Here is an 18,720-nt window from a genome sequence, read left to right as displayed (position 1 = left end):
ATAAAAAAGACAAACTCTGCCGATATGAGTTTGTCTTTTTAAATTTATTTTGTTTTTGGAACGACTTTGAAAACAGACATCCGTTCTTCATCAATTTCTTCATCTAAAATTTGCTGAATATCAGCTAATTGAATTTGTTCCAGCATTGTGACGACATCAAATAAGCTCATGTCTAAGAATGCATATCGAGTAAATTGGTTCGCGATGTATTCTGGAGAATTCATGGCTTTTAAAAAGCTGCCGATTTTTTTCTTGCGTGCAAGCTCAATTTTCTCTTCTGTCATGAGGCTTTTTGCTTGAAGAAGGGTTTCTTTTAATACCTTTGCGAGTTGATCAGGATCATTTGTATCCCCTCCAACTGAAGTGAAGCCAAAACCGCCTTCTTCGGTATAATCGTAGCTGAATGTTTCATCAATTAAGCCCTTTTCATACATCTGTTCATATTGTAAGGAGCTTTTGCCAAACAGCGTCTCTAAAATGAGATTCATCCCAAGCTCATGCTTTAGCAGCTGATTTCCTTTTTTATGCGGATTCTTTGTTTTCAAACCGAACATACATTTAGAGCCTTGTACGTTCATTGGAAGTTCGTATTCTTTCCGGTATACACCTTCAGGCTCATTGATGTCTTTTCGTTTGATCTCCGGCTGGTCTGTAAATGGCTTTTTCGCCTGATTCGCTCTGACTTGATCTAAAATTTGCTTCGGATCAACCGGACCGACAACGAATAGAAGCATATTGCTCGGGTGATAGAACGTTTCGTAGCATTCATATAAATGATCTTTTGTAATAGGGGCAATGCTCTCTACTGTTCCAGCAATATCTATTCTCACAGGATGCTCTTGATATAAATTTTCAATCAGACCAAAGAATAAACGCCAGTCCGGATTGTCATCATACATGTTAATCTCTTGACCAATGATGCCCTTTTCTTTTTCGACTGTTTTTTCAGTAAAATAAGGCTCTTGAACAAAATCAATGAGTGTCTCAAGGTTTTGTTCGACATTTGAAGTGCTTGAGAACAAATAAGCCGTTCTTGTAAACGTTGTAAAAGCGTTTGCGGATGCTCCTTGTTTACTAAAAGTATGAAACACGTCTCCATCTTCTTTTTCAAACAGCTTATGCTCTAAGAAATGGGCAATTCCGTCAGGCACTCGAATCATGTCTTCTTTTCCAAGCGGCACAAATTCGTTATCGACAGAGCCATATTTTGTTGTAAAAGTCGCATAGGTTTTGTTAAACCCTTGCTTTGGCAGCACATAGACGTCAAGTCCGCTTTCCATTTTTTCGTGATAGACCGTTTCTTGCAGCTGATCGAATTGAATTGTTTTCACTGTCATGAAGCACCCTCCGTTCCTTTAAGAAAATAGGTCGTATCCCATTCGATTTTCTGACCCACTTTGATGATGTCCTCTTTTGTCACTCGGTCTAATGCTTCTAAAAAGGAATCAAGGGTTTCCCCAGTTGACACAACGGCATGCTGATACAAATATTCTGCTGTTCCATAAGACGTATCGATCGTTTCAAGCAGCTGGTTTTTGACGACTGCTTTTGTTTGATCAATTGCTTCATCTGAAAAATCACCTTTTTGCATCGCTTCAAATTGTTCTTTGATGATGTCCACTGCCTGCTGGTAGTTGCCGACTTCAATTCCTGACATCACCATCATCAAGCCTTTAAAGCTCTCAAGTCTAGACACAGCGTAGTAAGCAAGACTTGCTTTTTCCCGAACATTAATGAAAAGCTTAGAATGCGAGAAACCGCCGAATATGCCATTAAACAAATGCAGTGCCGGATAATCTTTATCTGCAATCGTTGTATGTGTGCGAAAGCCGATATTCAGCTTGCCTTGTTTTACGTCCTCTTCATCAATGACTTCTTTTGGTCCATTTTGAGCTCTTGCTGATTCAGTCTGCTTTTTGACTGGTTCTCTTTCACTTGTTTTAAAGTACTGGGAGACCATTCGGCTGATGTCTTCTTCGTCAACATCTCCGACAACATAAAGATCAAGCTGGTTTGATTGAAGCGCATGCTCATAAGCTTCAAAGAGCGAGTGAGCTGTGATGGCGTCAATGTCTTCCATTTCACCATTGACGTGCAGTGCATATGGTTCTCCTTTACACATTTCCTGCACGAGTCTTAAGTTCGAATAACGCATTTTGTCATCATAAACTGCCTGAATTCGCTGTTTTAAAGTGCGTTTTTCTTGATCCACATATAATTGACTAAACACCCCATCTTCAACATACGGGTGGAATAATAGGTCGGATAGTAAGGAAATCCCTTTTTCTAGTAAAGGAGTTTGATCCTTTAAATATTTTTCATTCGCCATTTCTAGGCGGAAGGTAATGATGTGATTCTCACCTTTTTTTGCCATGTCTGCCGAAACGGTTGCTCCATAGAGCTCATCAAAATAGGCACGCAGTGCTCCTGTTTTGGGCATCTTTTCTGTTCCTCTTAACAGCACATGCGGGAAAAGAGAACGCATGGTGACGTCATCTTTGGATAGCGGTGCAAGCATTTTAAAAAGAATTGTCACAGTTTTAAATTTTTCTGTTTTGACAATATGAGTATGAAGACCGGGTGTGTCCAGTGTCTTCTCTTGTAAGTACGTCATGAGAAACCTCCTTTGTTCATCCTATTTATTATGTATTAGAACATGGCTGATATATACGTGAAACAGCCATTTAATAGACATTATATCAATCAGAGGAAAGGATAGGAAATAAAAACGCCTCTGCTCATAGCAGAGACGCCAGTCGTTATTTCATTCTAAACGGCCACCAATTCCATTTACCAAAAATACGAACCATGACCGGAATAAAGAGGGGCAATACAACAAAAGCATATAATAAAAGTCCAATGAGTACGACCGTTGCAATTTCAACAAGCGATAATACTCCTGATGGCAGCATAGCAGCGAACGTACCTGCTAAAATGGCCACTGCAGAAATAATGACAGAACCCATATTTCTCATCGCTGATATCATCGATGCTTGTACATGCTCTCCCTTCCATTCATTAAAACGATCCATGAGGAAGATGGAATAATCGATCCCGAGCGTCACAAGAATGACAAAGCTGAAAAATGGGACAGCCCAGCTGACACCATCGTAGCCAAAAAATGTTTTAAAGATCCATTCTGTTAAACCGATTGATGTAAAATACGTTAAAATCAGTGAAAGTGTTAAGTATATCGGCATGACGATTGACCGTAATAAAATAATTAAAATAATAAAAATACCAATTAACATGAAGATAACAGTTCGAATAAAGTCACCGTCAGACGTTTCTTTTAAGTCCACATTTAAGCTTGAGATACCAGATACCCCGTATTTGGCATTTTTGAGTCCACTTACAGGTAAATATTGATCAAGGGTTTCCTCAATTTTCGCGACACCTTTCATCGCTTCATTGCTGTATGGATTCACATTTAAGATGACTTCAAAAGTCGTTAATTTACGATCTGGAGACATATACGTATGAAAGATTTGCTTAAATTCTTGGCGTTTCAGCACTTCTTCTGGAATAAACCAGCCCGTTACTTCTTCATCTGGCGCTTGCTGAAGCTGCTTTAAGTAGCCGTCAGCCTCGGTGAAGCCGCTTTTGACCTGCTCAAGCCCTTCAATACTTTCATCTAATCCATCTGTTAATAACGTAAGTTTCGATGAAAGCTGACTAAATCCTTTTTTGATGGCTTTTTGGCCTTCTGTCAGCTGATCTGCACCATCTTCGATTTTAGGCATTTCTTTAATCAATTGTTTTTGGCCCTCATTTGTTTGGTCAAGGCCGTCATAAATTTGATCAAGCCCGTCCATGAGCGCTTGCACTTGGCGTTTTACTTCTTTTTGCTTGCTTGATAAGGTTTGAAGCACTTGATCTGCCTGTTTGATCTTTTGCTTAAAATGAGCGGCTTCCTCTTCATATACACTCATTTGATCCCCTGCTTGATCAAGCATTCCTTTTGTTTCTTTGAATACCTTCTTGATTTCTTTATATTCATCCATGTCTTTTACTTCTGGAAGACGATTTTCTAGTGCTTCAAATGATAGATTTTCATAGGATGCTTTTACTTTCTTAATGGTTGTCATCAGCTGCTGATTCGATTTCGCATGGCGTTCAAGTGTATTCACCACACGCTCTAGCTCTTGAATCATCGTTTCGCTGCTGCGATATTCTTGCTCTAATTCTTTTTTCGCTTTTTTGATTTTACTTCGAATGGTGCCGACGCCTTCCTTACTGCGTCTCACCCCATCTTCTAAAGAGATTAGGGATTCCCTGACTTCTCCGACACCGCTTTTGATTGCTTTTGTTCCATCAATCAGCTGGTCAATGCCTTGAGCGGATTCTTCAATTTTTGGTTTTTGTTTGAGAAGAGCGAGATTTGTTTCGGTCAAGCCATCTGAAATTTTCCCGATTCCTTCATGGCCTTTGCCAAGTTCTCCTCCCAGCTCTTTCGCTTGAGAGGTGACATAAAGCTGGCTCAGCCCGTCCCCAACAGGACGCGTGACACTGCGGACTGTTTTGACTTCGTCAATGTCATTTAATTTACGAGTCAGTTTTTCAATCATGACAATCTTTTCTTGATTATCTAGCTTATCATCATTTTCGACAAGCACATTCAGCGGCAGCGCTTCACCAAAGCCAAATTGCTCTGATATCGTATTAAATGCAGACACCGACTCATATTTATTCCCAATTTCATTTAAACTGTTATAAGATAGGGTCCCGTCGTACATCAGAATAGGAGGTACCGTAATAAGAGCGACTAACCCTAAGCTGATCAGCGGCCTTTTAAATGAAAAACGCCCAGCCCATTCCCACATTTTACTTTGCGGGTGCCGAATGTTTTCTCTTTTAGATGGCCAGAATAGAGATTTTCCGAAAACAGACATAAAAAAGGGAACGATGGTGACAAGGGCAATCAGCAGAATGCCCACTCCAACGGCAACACTAACGGCTGATTGATACAATTGGAATTTAGCAAATCCAATACTTGAGAAGCCGACTAACACGGCTAAGCCGCTGAAAAATACCGTTTTCCCTGCACATTGATATGTGACGATAATCGACTCTTTGACATCACGGCCTTGACCGATCTCCTCTTTAAAACGGCTTAACAGCAGGATGCAATAATCCGTTCCGATACCGAACATAATGGCTACCATAAAAATCTGAGTAAAATTAGATAGAGGAAATTGTGTATATTCTACGAGAAAAGCTACAATACACCGGCTGACAGCGTAAGAAATGCCTATCGTAATGAGCGGAACAACAGGTGCCAATATCGATCTGAAAACAATGATTAAAATAAAGAAAATAAAAATCATCGTGATAAGTTCAGTTTTCTTCAGACCTTGTTGAGAGCTTTGAATGACATCTGAATCCACAAATTTTTGGCCCGTTATTTCATATGAGACATGATAGGGCTTTAAAACTTCCTCAATTTGTTCTTTAATCTTCACAGCTTTTGTTTCGTAGTGGTCGAATTTGAATGGAACAAGAAGTGTACTTTTATCCTTTGATAAAAGTTGTTTTTGAATGTCCGGATCTACATGAAAATACGAAGTAATTCCGTCAATGTGGAGTTCTGGGGCATTTGACATGAGTGCAGCTAAAGCCTTTTTTAATTCCTGCTCTTTCGCAGGGAACAGATGTTGTTCGGAGAATACAAGCACACCTGTATCTTTTTTCCCGTTCTTATCTGACAGCTTATCCAATAGGTGAAGTGCTTCAGCTGTTGGTGTCCCCTCCGGAACCTTTAATTGCCCTTTTTCTCTTGTTAATTCCTCTAAATCGGGCGCAGTAATAAACAGAATCACAGCTGTTATCATCCACACCACTAATACAATCCATCTTGCTTTAATTATTTGCAACATAGCTGCTTCAAGCTCCTTCTACTTCTTCAATCAATTTGCTGTATGTGAGCGTGTCTGAAGTGCTGACTGCGTCTCCTTCAAATGGCAGGATGACCTATTCAATTGTCCTTTCGTGTTGAAGAAGCATATCTCCATCATCAGCACGCGAGCTCAATTTCTGCCTAAAGAAAGACAGAAAATGAATGTTTTTGAACACCTCCAATTTGGGATAATTTAAAAGATATTACTATACATTAGTTTAACTATCAAAATTTTACATGTCAATTTATAAAAAAGAAAAAAGATGGCAAAATACCATCTTTTTTCTATATTTAAACCGTTTTTAATTGTTCACTCTCATCCTCTTCATCTGGCTGGATGAAAAAGAGGACCAAAAATAGTGAGATGAGACTGCAAATGGTCGAGAGAATAAAAACAATGGAGTCCCCTTTATCCATTAGATAGGCAAAAATCGGAGGTCCTAAAGCAACACCAATAAAACGCATACTGCTATAAAATGACGTAATGGTACCGCACTGCTCTTTTTCAATTCCTTCTGTAATCAGCGCATCAAGTGCAGGCAGCACAATACCGATGCCCACTCCGCCAATGCTTAAACAGATAAACAATACGTAAAAGCTGTGATTCCACCATAAAAAAATATAAGAAAGTGATAACAAAGCCATCCCTACAATTAAAAAGATTCTCATTTTTCCTTTTTCTTTTCCAATCGTTTTTCCAGCAATGTAGGAACTGATTGATAGAAAAAGGAGCGGAATACTCAGCAAGAGCCCTTTTTTGACGCCCTTTATTTGATAAGCCGCCTCTAGGTTATCGGATAGGTAAAAAAGCACACCAAAAAGAAGAAACATAATAAAACCGCCAATAGCAAAAATGGCATAAAGCCAGCGTCCCTCATGCTTAAAAATGGTCTTTGTTGATTTTAAAAATTCTTTAAATGTAGGCGGGTCCTCCTCTTTTTTCGCCGACTCTACCATGAACAGTACCATGAGAAAGCTGATGATCGAAAAGAACGGGATGAACCAAAAAGGCACAAACCAAAACCATGAAGCAAGAAGTGCCCCAATAATAGGGCTTAGTACCTTACCTGCTGTATTAGAGGTTTCAATGGCGCCAAGTCCTGCACTGACCTCTTCATCATCATGAAACAAATCTCCAATAAACGGCATAACGACAGGTGCGGCTCCAGCTGAACCAATACCTTGAAGGACCCTTCCAAACAGAATCCACATATAAGGTTCTTTCATGATCGTTGAGGCGACTGCTGCCACAGCTCCTCCAAGTCCGGCGATTAAAAGACACGGCAGCAGTACCTTTTTCCGCCCAATCCGGTCTGATAAGTAACCGGCGATTGGAATACATAAGATGGCTACAACCGAATATACCGTAATAATGAGAGAGACTTGAAAGGAAGTAATTGAGAGTTTCTTTTCTATCTCTGGCAATACTGGTATTAACATCGAGTTCCCTAGTGTCATGATTAGAGGGACTGATGATAATGCAATGATATTCTTTTTACTGACTGTTTTCTCGCCCAACATCATTCACCCAATTCTATATACTGTTACGTATTAGTGTGGCAAGTTTGACGAGTATTATGTATGGGCAAACAAAAAGCAGACGCCTATGGAAGCGACTGCTTGTTAAAATCGTTTGCGTATGACATGAAAGCTGAATTTATCCGCTCGAAAATAATTGAGGGAGTATAAGACCGGCTGATCATCCTGATCATAGTGCATTTGTTTCAGTAATAATAACGCCGTTTCAGGGTCACAATCTAGAATCGGTGAGACCTGATCGTGGTAGCCAATTGGTTCAATGTCAGCAACTGCATATTTAATCCCGCTGTGCGGTTCTCTTCCAAACAGCTCAAAAAGAGACTCTTCTTCATGTGTAAAAGAAGCGGGAAGATGTTTGACCGGAATTTTATCTAAACAATAAACAACTGGCTGCCCATCTGCCGTTCGAACGCGTTCCATTGAAAAAATCCCATCAGATTTATCACACTGAAAACGAATGACATCATTCTCTGTTGGCTCCCCTTCTTGCGAGGATAAAAAGATGGTGCCAGGCGTCATATTGACCTGCTCAATCATTTTCGTGACACTTGTCAGCTGTTCTATGCCTGTCGAAAAAAGTGGTCTTGAATTGACGAAAGTCCCTACCCCATGCCTTCTAATTAAATACTTCTCTTCTTCTAATATACGAAGGGCCTCACGCAGTGTCGCTCTGCTCACACCTAAAAGTTTTGAGAGCTCAAACTCAGAAGGCAGCTTTTCTTTTTCGGCATATACACCTGTTTGAATATCTTCTTTAATACGGTCAATCACTTTCAAATATAAATGGCGATTGTCTGTTTTGGTCGACATGTTTTCCCTCCGTCTAATCAATGCAAATGATAAGATGAGAAATCTCTATTCCGAGATAAGTTGAACATAACTATATCATGTTTTTGCAAATAAATAAATAGTCTGACATCCAGTTAACATAATCATACTATCGTTTACTATTTTTCAGGAAAGCTCTCTTCAATTATGAAGAGAGCTCGTCATATTGTTCTTTTGAGAGAAGAACTTCTCTCGGTTTACTTCCTTCATATGGGCCTACCACGCCCCGCTCTTCCATTGCGTCAATGAGACGTGCCGCCCGGGTATAACCGATGCGGAATCTTCTTTGCAGCATAGAAACAGAAGCCGTCTGCATGCCGATAATCAATTCAACCGCTTCATCATACAGATCATCTTCCACAGCCGCAAGCTGATCCTGCGTTTCTTCGCTCGGAATCATTTCCTCTTGGTATTGAGCTTTTTGCTGTGTGATCACGTGATCCACAACATGCTCCACTTCTTCATCTGATAAAAAGGCGCCTTGCACACGAACCGGCTTGTTTGCACCAACAGGTAAAAACAGCATGTCCCCTCTGCCCAGCAGCTTTTCTGCGCCTCCCATATCAAGGATCGTCCTTGAATCGGTTTGTGAGGATACGCTAAAGGCAATGCGGGACGGGATGTTGGCCTTAATGACACCTGTAATGACATCGACAGAAGGTCTTTGTGTGGCGATAATCAAATGAATTCCCGCAGCACGTGCCATTTGAGAAAGTCTTGTAATGGAATCCTCCACATCAGAGGAAGCGACCATCATTAAATCTGCAAGCTCGTCTACAATGACAACAATATAAGGAAGCTCTGGCTGTTTAGCATCTTCTGTTTGATTCATCCGTTTAATGTAATCATTGTATCCTTCAATATTTCTTGTCCCCGTATGCGAAAACAATTCATAGCGGCGTTCCATTTCGCTGACTACTTTTTTCAGGGCCTGCGAGGCTTTCTTAGGGTCAGTTACGACAGGAGCCAAAAGGTGCGGAATACCGTTATACACATTTAATTCAACCATTTTCGGATCAATCATCATCATTTTCACTTCATGAGGCTTCGCTCTCATGAGAATGCTTGTGATAATACCATTGATACACACACTTTTTCCGCTTCCAGTCGAACCTGCTACAAGCAAATGCGGCATTTTGTTCATTTCAGCAAGCACGGCTTCACCCGAAATATTGCGGCCTAGTCCAATGAGGAGCTTGGCATTTGGACGGTCATTTTGCTTCGATTCTAATACCTCTTTTAATGAAACCATAGCAATTTCTGCATTCGGAACTTCGATGCCGATGGCTGATTTGCCAGGAATCGGCGCCTCAATTCGAATGTCCTTTGCTGCGAGCGCGAGGGCTAAATCATCACTTAGATTGACGATTTTGCTGACCTTCACACCGACATCTGGATATACTTCATATTTGGTCACAGCTGGCCCTAAATGAACCTGTGTGACTTTTGCTTTCACACCAAAGCTTTGAAATGTTTTTTCAAGCTTTCTTGCATTTTCATAAATATTTTTCTTATCTGTTTGCTGACCTGAATGCTGGGGCTCTGCCAAAATATCAAGTGACGGCAATTCGTAATCTTTGTTTTCAAGTTCTGTAAATGTCATCGGCGGTGCCTCTTTTGGTTCATCGGCTGTATCTGATTGAACTGGTGCACTTTGCACAGAGTCCTGAAGAGGCGCTGTCTCTTTTGCCGCCTGCTTTTTTTGATCCGTCGGGGTGAGAATGTCATCTCTGTCTGCAAAGCTTGAAATAATCGGCTGGCTATTATCAGAAGACGAGGTTTCCTCTTCGATCAAGATCAGATCATCATCGTCTTCTTCTTGAATGCGTGAACGTTTTTTCTTTTCACCTGTTTTCTGAGAGGACGCGCTCTTTTTCGCCTGCCTGATTCCTTTCATATCTTCAACAAACGCTTTCCACTGCTTCACCATAAATTGTGATAGAGGAATCGTCACTTTTTTCACCATTTCCTGAAGGGATCGGTTTGTAATCAGGACAATTCCAATCAGCATCAGAACAATCGCCATGATTTGCGAGCCTGCTTGTGCAAATAAGAAATAAGAAGCAGCAAACAATACGGCGCCAATCATGCCGCCCCCTAAATCAGGCGATCCTGTTTCACCTTTCATATCCATCAAGAAGAGCTCAAATGTATTTCTAATCACACTTTGAGAGCCAATGACACCAGCAGATGAAAGATGCTGAAAGAGCTTCACATGTGACAAAAGCAAGATACTCGCAATGATGCAGTAGAGACCTGCTTTTCTTCTTGTTAAAATATCTGGGATTTGTTTTTTCCAGAAAATCGTCACACCAAAAAGAAATAATCCGATAAGGCAGAGAATGAACCATTCACCTGCAAAAAATCGGAATAGATGTACAAAGGTTTGTCCAACAACGCCCAGCTGTAAAATGGCAATGATCGCTATGGCAATACAGACTAACCCATTTAATTCATATTTCAGTTTTAGCTGTTTATTTTGTTTTTTTCTCGTTTTCCGTTTTCTCTTTTTAGCCATACTCATCACCTTACTACGAAAGAAAATATAACCTACCGAAAGATCAGAAAGAAAGCAGCCTGGTTTTGGCTGCATCTTGTTGTAAGTTTTCCCTTTATTATAGCATAGAATCATTCATATGAGTCGGTTTGATTGGTGCCTAAATGTAACTTCAATCGCTTGCCTGGTGCAAGCTCTTGATTGAGAAAATCCATTGGATTGGTGCTCATGACTTGAACGATTTCTGCTTCATCTTCTTTCATTTCAACCATCACTGGCACACCTTGAATGTTTACCTGCTGGAGCTTGCGTTCTCCCTGTTCCTCAGCGTAAATGGCTTCATATGGCATAGGCGTATATAAAATCATTGGATCAGCCCCTCGTTTTGAGATGCCCTGTCTCCGATAAGTTCGTTCAACTTTTTAATCGCTTGTCCTACGCCGCCCACTTCATTCATGAGTCCGTATTCTGCTGCCTCATGACCAACGACATTTGTTCCGATGTCTCTCGTCAAATTGCCTTTTGAGAACATGAGCTCTTTAAACTTCTCTTCTGTAATGTTGGAGTGGCTTGTAACAAAGTTAATGACTCTTTCCTGCATTTTATCTAAGTATTCAAAGGTTTGCGGAACGCCAATCACAAGACCTGTTAATCGCACAGGATGAATGGTCATTGTGGCTGTTTCTGCAATATACGAATAGTCACACGATACAGCAATCGGGACGCCTATCGAGTGGCCGCCGCCAAGCACAATCGAGACAGTTGGTTTCGATAAAGAAGCAAGCATTTCTGCAATCGCGAGTCCCGCTTCAACATCTCCTCCTACTGTATTTAAGATGATCAGAAGACCTTCTATTTTCGGGTTTTGTTCAACAGCTACGATTTGTGGAATGACATGTTCGTATTTGGTTGTTTTATTTTGCGGTGGAAGCTGCATGTGGCCTTCAATTTGTCCAATAATGGTTAGGCAATGGATATTTGTATCTTGCGGCAGCTGCGGAACGGCTGTTTCACCAAGCTGCTGTATTTTGCTCATAATGCTGTCTTTTTCTTCTGGCTTTCGCTCAGGCTGCTGTTCATTCTTTTCGTCCATTTGTCTCCATCCTTTCCTCAAACTCTTCTCCTATTATGAACAAATAGGGCATATTCCATCCGCATTCCTCATGCCACATCAAAAAAGCCCAAAGAGCTTATGCACCTTGGGCTTTATCATCACACTTCCATAATAATTGGAATGATCATCGGCTTACGTTTTGTTTTTTCATATAGGAATTGATTTAGCACATCACGCATGGATTGTTTCAATGTTGACCATTCAACAATTGAGTTTTCCGTTTGCTCTTTGACAATCTCTTTGACCATTTCTGTTGCTTTCACAATCAGCTCTTCGGATTCTCTTACATAGACAAATCCTCTTGTGATGATTTCAGGTCCAGAAATTAATTGTTTCTTTTGTTTATCGAGCGTAATGACAACAATCAAGATACCGTCTTGAGACAATAGACGTCTATCGCGTAACACGATGTTTCCGATATCACCAACGCCAAGACCATCGATCAAAATGTTTCCTTGATGAACTTTTTCACCGATTTTGACGTTCTGTCCTCTAAACTCAACAACATCTCCTTTATCAATCAAGAAAATATCACTGCGTTTCATACCTACTTCTTCAGCAATACGAGAATGTGCTTTTTGCATACGATATTCGCCATTCACCGGAATTAAATACTTCGGTTTTAGTAAGTTCAGCATTAGCTTTAACTCTTCTTGGCAGCCATGTCCAGATACATGTACACGTTTTTGCGCAAAAATGACTTGTGCTCCGCTTCTTGTAAGGAAATCCACTGTTTTAGAGTATGTGAGTTCTTGTCCAGGAAGAGGTGTAGATGCAATCACAACAGTATCATCTTTTTCAATATGAAGCTGTTTGTGATTTTGCTTCGCCATTTTTGTTAAAGCAGCAAGCGGCTCTCCGTGGCTTCCAGCGGTCAGGATAACCACGTCGTTTTTCGCCATTTTCTTCACTTCTTGAACGGGTACAAATAATTCTTCGTCTGCTGTAACATAACCAAGCTTGATCGCCAGCTGAAGGGTTGTCATCATATTTTTCCCTGCAACGGCAAGCTTACGGCCATTTTGATTTGTTGCATTAATGATTTGCTGCACGCGGTTAATATTAGATGAAGACACAGCAACAATCACACGATTTTCAGCATTGTACATCGCATTTGAGATTTCGTCTTGGACGAGCGCCTCAGAAGGTGTATAGCCTGGTTTTTCAGCATTTGCACTGTCTGAAAGTAGTGCTAAAACGCCGTTGTTCCCAATTTTCGCAATCTCTCCGATGTCACAGGCTTGGTTAAGCGCTGGGGTTTGATCAAATTTAAAATCACCTGTGCATACGATTGAACCAAGAGAGGTTTTGAAGCTGATCCCAACTGAATCAGGAATGCTGTGATTCGTTCTAAAGAACGATACTTTTGTTGTTTCAAAAGTAATGACTGATTTTGCATGTACCTCACGCAAATCAGCTTTTTGATTGAAGCCATACTGCTTTAATTTTTCTCGAAGTAACGCAAGGGTCAGCTTCGTTCCGTAGACTGGTACAGACAATTTGCTCAAGCAATGGAATACGCCTCCGATTGCTTCATCATGTCCGTGGGTAAGAAAAATTGCTTTCACCCGATCAGCACGCTCTGTTAAATAAGAGATATCAGGAATGACGACGTCAATGCCCAGCATTTCATTTTCTGGATGCATTAAACCTGCATCTACTACATATATGTCCGAATCAATCTCAATGACATATAGGTTTTTTCCGATTTCTCCAACGCCTCCGAGTGCAATAATTCTTACGTTCTCTGTATTTTTCTTTTTCAAAATTCTTATCCTCCTAGTCTCAAGCCCGTCCATCATCGCTTAATGCTATTATAACTGAATCTAATTTTAGAAAACAAGATGAAGTCACATTTTAAGAAAGTGTTTATGTATAAAAAACGGTCATACTCAGGGACATCTGAGAATGACCGCTTACGAAATCTTTTGTTTTGATCAGCTGTTTAAAACGCTGCTTAAATCCAGTCTCTCTTCTTCTGACAAAGGCAAAAGCGGAAGACGAACAGATCCGACGTCTAGTCCTTTCAGCTGAAGGGCTGTTTTGACAGGCGTTGGATTTGGTGCTGAGAAAAGCTGTTTCATGATTGGAAGCAGCTTTTGATGGATCAATGCTGCATTCGCTGTTTGGCCTGAAGCATAGCTTTTCAGCATTTGCTGCATATCCAGTCCTACGATATGAGACGCAACCGAGACAACTCCTTTTGCACCAACAGATACAGCTGGAAGTGTTAAGCTGTCGTCCCCTGAATATACGTCGAAATCTTCTGGCGTCTCTGCAATGATTTTTGTCATAGCATCAAGATCGCCGCTTGCTTCTTTAATGGCAACAATGTTAGGTATTTGCGCAAGCTTAATCGTTGTTTCTGGTGCTAATGAAGCTGCCGTTCTTCCTGGTACATTGTAAAGCATGACAGGAAGAGATGTAGACTCGGCAATGGCTTTAAAGTGTGCATACATGCCTTCCTGTGATGGCTTGTTGTAATAAGGTACGACAAGCATCACTGCATCAACGCCCGCTTCTTCTGCTTTTTTCGTTAGTTTGATAGACGCATTTGTATTATTACTGCCTGTTCCTGCAATGATTTTACAACGACCATTTGCTAATTTGACCGATTGCTGAAAAAGAGCGACTTTTTCTTCATTCGATAAAGTTGGCGATTCGCCTGTTGTCCCTGCAACGACTAAGGAGTCACTGCCGTTTTTTAACAAGTAATCAATGAGAATTGATAGCTTTTGGAAATCGATGTTGCCCTTTTTATCAAAAGGTGTAATCATAGCTGTTGCGATATTTCCGAAATTCATTTTTTTCACCTCATCATGATTCAATCACATTTATCTTGAAAGTTCAAACACTTCATGCAGGGCATTGACAGCCGCTCTCATGTTTTCTTCGTTCACTAACACCCAAATGGTCGTATGACTGTCAGCCGATTGTAAAATCGGAATGTTTTGCTCGGATAGAGCCGTTACAATTTTCGATGTGACACCTGGTACACCCATAATGCCTGCGCCAACAGCTGATACTTTCGCACAATTTGTTGTCACAATTGGTGTATAGCCAAGTTCTTTTAGGATCGACGTTGCCTTTTCAGTCATTGCACCTGTCACTGTATACACAATTTCACTCGGTGTGATGTTGAAGAAGTCGACACTGATTTGTGCGTTTGCCATTGCTTTGAAGACCTCTGTTTGTACGCTGTACTGACCTTCTTTTGCAGGGACTTTGATTTGTGTCACATCATTGACATGTGCAATACCCGTAATGAGGCGGTCATACACATCATGGCTCATTTTATCTGAGTAATGTGATGTAACGAGTGTGCCCTCATCATCAGAGTATGTTGAACGGACCCTCATTGGTACTTTTGCCTGCATCGCAATTTCGACAGCTCGCGGGTGAATGACTTTTGCCCCTTGATATGCGAGGTTGCAAATTTCCGTATATGTCACGACTCTCAGCGGTTTTGCATTTTCAACAATGCGGGGATCTGCTGTCATAACGCCTTCTACATCTGTAAAAATATCAATAAAGTCTGCCTGCAATGCAGCGCCTAAAGCAGCAGCGGACGTATCACTGCCACCTCGTCCGATTGTTGTCACGTCTCCATTTTTCGCGGCTCCCTGGAACCCAGCGACAACGACCACATCATGTTCAGAGATTGCTGCCTCCAGACGTTCGCACTTCATGTCAATAATTTTCGCACTTGTATGCTCCTTATCTGTCACAAAGCCCGCCTGAGCTCCAGTCATCGCTACAGCCTTTAGACCGTTTTCATTCAGCATACTTGAAAACACAACAGCTGAGATATTCTCTCCGCAGGAAACAAGCAAGTCTTTTTCTCGATTTGTCATGTTCTGCGCGCTGCCGTAAAGCAGACCGAGCAGCGTATCTGTCGCATAGGGATCACCTTTTCGTCCCATTGCAGAAACGACAACAACCGACTTATAGCCTTTCTCTTTTGCAGATAAGATATGTGCAAGTGCCCTTTTTCTACCTTGATCATCTTTGACAGATGTACCGCCAAATTTTTGGACAATTATTTTCACTGTTTTCACTCCAAGTTCATTCTGACGTAACAGAAGAGAGCAGGCGAAAGATGCCTAACTCTCTTCTGTTCGTCCTCATCATCCATTGAATGTTAAACTAATTTTAATGCTTTTAAGCTTTCTGCAATTTGAACTGAGTTCCATGCAGCGCCTTTAAGCAGGTTATCAGATACAATCCACATATGGAACCCGTTTGGACGGTCCAAATCTTTCCGAATGCGGCCGACAAATACGTCGTTTTTCCCAACAGCATCTGCAGGCATTGGATAAATTTGCTGAGACGGATCATCTTGCAGCGTAATTCCTGGTGCATCTTTTAGAATTGATTTGAGGTCTTCCACTGTTGCATCATTTGATTCTAGTTCGACGTAGACAGATTCTGAATGACCTGTTTCAATTGGAAGCCTTACGCATGTTGCCGCTACTTCCAGCTCAGGCATATGCATGATTTTTTTCGTTTCATTGATCATTTTCATTTCTTCGAATGTATAACCGTTGTCTTGGAATTTATCAATTTGCGGGATCGCATTAAATGCAATTTGATAAGGCATGACTTCTGGTGTTACATCCTCTTTATTTAAAATGGCTTGTGATTGGCTGTATAGTTCGTCAATGGCTTCATGTCCCGCACCTGATACTGCTTGATACGTAGAGACAATGACTTTTTTCATTCCATATGCCTGACGAAGCGGTTCTAATGCCGCTACCATTTGAATCGTTGAACAGTTAGGGTTTGCAATGATCCCTTGATGATCATGCAAATCTTTTTCGTTTACCTCTGGTACGACAAGAGGGATGTTTTCGTCCATACGAAAAGCACTTGTGTTGTCAACAACAATCGCACCTCGTTTGACTGCTTCAGGAGCCAGCGCTTTAGAAACATTTCCTCCAGCACTGAATAATGCGATGTTCACTCCTTCAAAGCTTTCAGGTGTTGCTTCCTGAACAGTGTACTCTTGACCTCTGAATGTCACTTTTGTTCCAGCAGAACGTTTTGAGGATAGTAGAGTAAGTGTATCCATTTCAAAATCTCTGTCAGCTAGTGTTTTTAACATTTGTTGACCGACAGCTCCAGTCGCTCCAACTACAGCTACATGCAATCCTCTTCCCATCAGTAAAACTCCTTCCGACCCATCCATGATTCTTTTCTTTCGGATGGCCATCCTATGACTTTTTACATTTTATTTTACCATAGAAAAGCAAGGCTTGAAGCATCTTTTTTGAATCTTTCATGATTTTCTAGTGAATCTATTATTCGTTTGGTCCAATTAAAATTGGTTGAATTTGTCTATGCTGGAGTGCCTCTTCTACTGTTTGAGATAGCAGATCCATGTTCGCGACCATAGAAGTCGGTTTTTTGAATGGATCATCCTGACCAAACGGAATAAAGAAAATATTCTTTGTCGACATGAGCCTCATCAGATTTGTACCATTTAAACCTAACGCATCATTTGTTGAGATACCTAAAACGACTGGTCGATGATTCCGTATGGTTGCTTTAGCAGCCATTAAAACAGGACTGTCTGTCATGGCATTTGCAAATTTCGCCATCGAGTTACCAGTTAGAGGAGCAATAACCATACAATCAAGCGGCAGCTTAGGTCCGAGCGGCTCTGCTTTCACGATTGAGTCAATCGCTTGAAAACCAGTCAGCTTCTCAATCCGGTCGATCCACTCGGCTCCATCTCCAAATCTCGTATTCGTGCTCTGCACCGTGTACGACACCACTGGACGCACCTCTGCCCCTTCTTTTACAAGCGCTTCGATTTGCGGAAAAACAGCTTCATACGTACAGTGGGAACCTGTTAAACCAAAACCGATTCTTTTCCCTTTTAATGTTGTCATGATTCCATCCCCCTTTTTTCCTCCGCAAGTTCACATAAAAGCCCGGAAAGCACTTTTGCAATGATTTGTCCTGCTGTTTTTGGTGCAACAATCCCCGGGAGTCCTGGTGCAAGAAGTGCCTTCACTCCGTGCTTTTGTGCAAAGTCAAAGTCTGTTCCGCCTGGGCGTGAGGCGATATCCAAAATGAGTGTCTTTGGTGTCATGCTGACGATGACAGATGAATCTAATACAAGACTTGGAATGGTATTGATGATAATATCAACATCCGTTACTTCCTCTTTTAACTGGTCCATTGAAAATGGATTAAGCCCCATCTCAAATGCCCGTGCTAAATGTGCTGTGTCTGCCGCCCCTACTTTTACGTCTGCCCCTAGTGCCCGAAATGTGCGGGCAATGGTGAGTCCTGTTCTTCCAAGTCCGAGAACAGCGACATGAGACCCGTGAATCGTATAGTCCGTTTGCTGAATGGCCATCATGATAATTCCTTCAACTGTTGGAATAGAGTTATATATGGCAATATCATCTCGCTCAAACAGCTTCACAAGCTTCCGGTTCACCTGCTTTGCCAGATTGTCTAAGTACGTATTTGAAATACCTGAGTACAAGATACAATGGGCAGGGGTTCTTTCTAAATATTTAGCTTCCAGCAAGACCTGCTCGTTTGAAAAAACGGTAGCAACAGCGCCTTCATCCGTTGTCCCAGATACTGGCAGGATCATACTGTCTACTTGTTCGAATGGAAGTTCAGACATTTTCAGCTTTTCAGCACCGATAAATCCATGATCCAGCTGGTCAAATCCAACCAAAAATACTTTGGCATGCTGCTGTGACAACTTGCGAATAATTTCAAGCTGCCTTGCATCTCCCCCGATCACCGCAACCGTTAAACCGCTCAACATACTGACCGTTCACCTTCTTTATTTAAAAAAGTCTGTAATATTTTCTGAATCTC

The 18,720-nt window shown here is 41.3% G+C and carries 14 protein-coding genes; all 14 read right to left on the bottom strand.

All coding sequences use genetic code 11. From position 1 onward, the window contains the following. Positions 1–44: 44 nt before the first annotated feature. Positions 45–1,337 carry a pitrilysin family protein gene (locus NSU13_RS08390; protein WP_025092606.1) on the bottom strand — a complete coding sequence of 431 codons (1,293 nt, stop codon included), beginning with the start codon at positions 1,335–1,337 and terminating at the stop codon, positions 45–47. After that, entirely contained in the window at positions 1,334–2,614 is a 1,281-nt protein-coding gene (locus NSU13_RS08385) for a pitrilysin family protein (RefSeq protein ID WP_342489985.1), read from the bottom strand. Before NSU13_RS08385 ends, NSU13_RS08390 begins: the two co-directional genes overlap by 4 nt. A gap of 145 nt (positions 2,615–2,759) precedes the next feature. Next, a complete protein-coding gene (locus tag NSU13_RS08380) occupies positions 2,760–5,876 on the bottom strand; it encodes an MMPL family transporter (protein WP_111927400.1) in 3,117 nt (1,038 codons plus the stop codon). Between the two features lie 311 nt (positions 5,877–6,187). Then, on the bottom strand, positions 6,188–7,420 hold the full coding sequence (locus NSU13_RS08375; RefSeq protein ID WP_170825840.1) for an MFS transporter: 1,233 nt from the start codon (positions 7,418–7,420) through the stop codon (positions 6,188–6,190). A 99-nt stretch (positions 7,421–7,519) separates the two neighbouring features. Continuing rightward, positions 7,520–8,245, bottom strand: coding sequence for a GntR family transcriptional regulator (locus NSU13_RS08370; RefSeq protein ID WP_024424122.1), 726 nt, complete (start codon positions 8,243–8,245; stop codon positions 7,520–7,522). Between the two features lie 163 nt (positions 8,246–8,408). Then, the gene (locus NSU13_RS08365) at positions 8,409–10,781 is read right to left on the bottom strand and encodes a DNA translocase FtsK (RefSeq protein ID WP_342489984.1); all 2,373 of its coding nucleotides are present in this window, start codon (positions 10,779–10,781) and stop codon (positions 8,409–8,411) included. A gap of 110 nt (positions 10,782–10,891) precedes the next feature. Then, entirely contained in the window at positions 10,892–11,128 is a 237-nt protein-coding gene (locus NSU13_RS08360; protein ID WP_008344712.1) for a YlzJ-like family protein, read from the bottom strand. Then, a complete protein-coding gene (locus NSU13_RS08355) occupies positions 11,125–11,853 on the bottom strand; it encodes a ClpP family protease (RefSeq protein ID WP_024424124.1) in 729 nt (242 codons plus the stop codon). The genes NSU13_RS08360 and NSU13_RS08355 overlap by 4 nt, the downstream gene beginning before the upstream one ends. Before the next feature lie 119 nt (positions 11,854–11,972). Beyond that, on the bottom strand, positions 11,973–13,640 hold the full coding sequence (gene rnjB, locus NSU13_RS08350) for a ribonuclease J2 (protein ID WP_034281883.1): 1,668 nt from the start codon (positions 13,638–13,640) through the stop codon (positions 11,973–11,975). A 171-nt stretch (positions 13,641–13,811) separates the two neighbouring features. Next, entirely contained in the window at positions 13,812–14,678 is an 867-nt protein-coding gene (gene dapA, locus NSU13_RS08345) for a 4-hydroxy-tetrahydrodipicolinate synthase (protein WP_024427012.1), read from the bottom strand. Between the two features lie 30 nt (positions 14,679–14,708). Continuing rightward, positions 14,709–15,923: an aspartate kinase gene (gene dapG, locus NSU13_RS08340; RefSeq protein ID WP_342489983.1), complete on the bottom strand. Its 1,215-nt coding sequence runs from the start codon at positions 15,921–15,923 to the stop codon at positions 14,709–14,711. Between the two features lie 92 nt (positions 15,924–16,015). After that, the gene (gene asd, locus NSU13_RS08335) at positions 16,016–17,035 is read right to left on the bottom strand and encodes an aspartate-semialdehyde dehydrogenase (RefSeq protein WP_024427010.1); all 1,020 of its coding nucleotides are present in this window, start codon (positions 17,033–17,035) and stop codon (positions 16,016–16,018) included. A 139-nt stretch (positions 17,036–17,174) separates the two neighbouring features. Then, complete coding sequence (gene dpaB / locus NSU13_RS08330) at positions 17,175–17,768, bottom strand: dipicolinate synthase subunit B (protein WP_025092602.1); 594 nt, start codon at positions 17,766–17,768, stop codon at positions 17,175–17,177. Further along, entirely contained in the window at positions 17,765–18,667 is a 903-nt protein-coding gene (gene dpaA, locus NSU13_RS08325; protein ID WP_024424129.1) for a dipicolinic acid synthetase subunit A, read from the bottom strand. The genes dpaB and dpaA overlap by 4 nt, the downstream gene beginning before the upstream one ends. Positions 18,668–18,720 lie beyond the last annotated feature (53 nt).

Origin of the sequence: Bacillus sp. FSL M8-0049, from assembly GCF_038593355.1 — a bacterium.
Classification (GTDB): Bacteria; Bacillota; Bacilli; order Bacillales; family Bacillaceae; genus Bacillus; species Bacillus safensis.
Note: the sequence above shows the minus strand (reverse complement) of the source record. Positions and strands in the feature narration are given on the sequence as shown.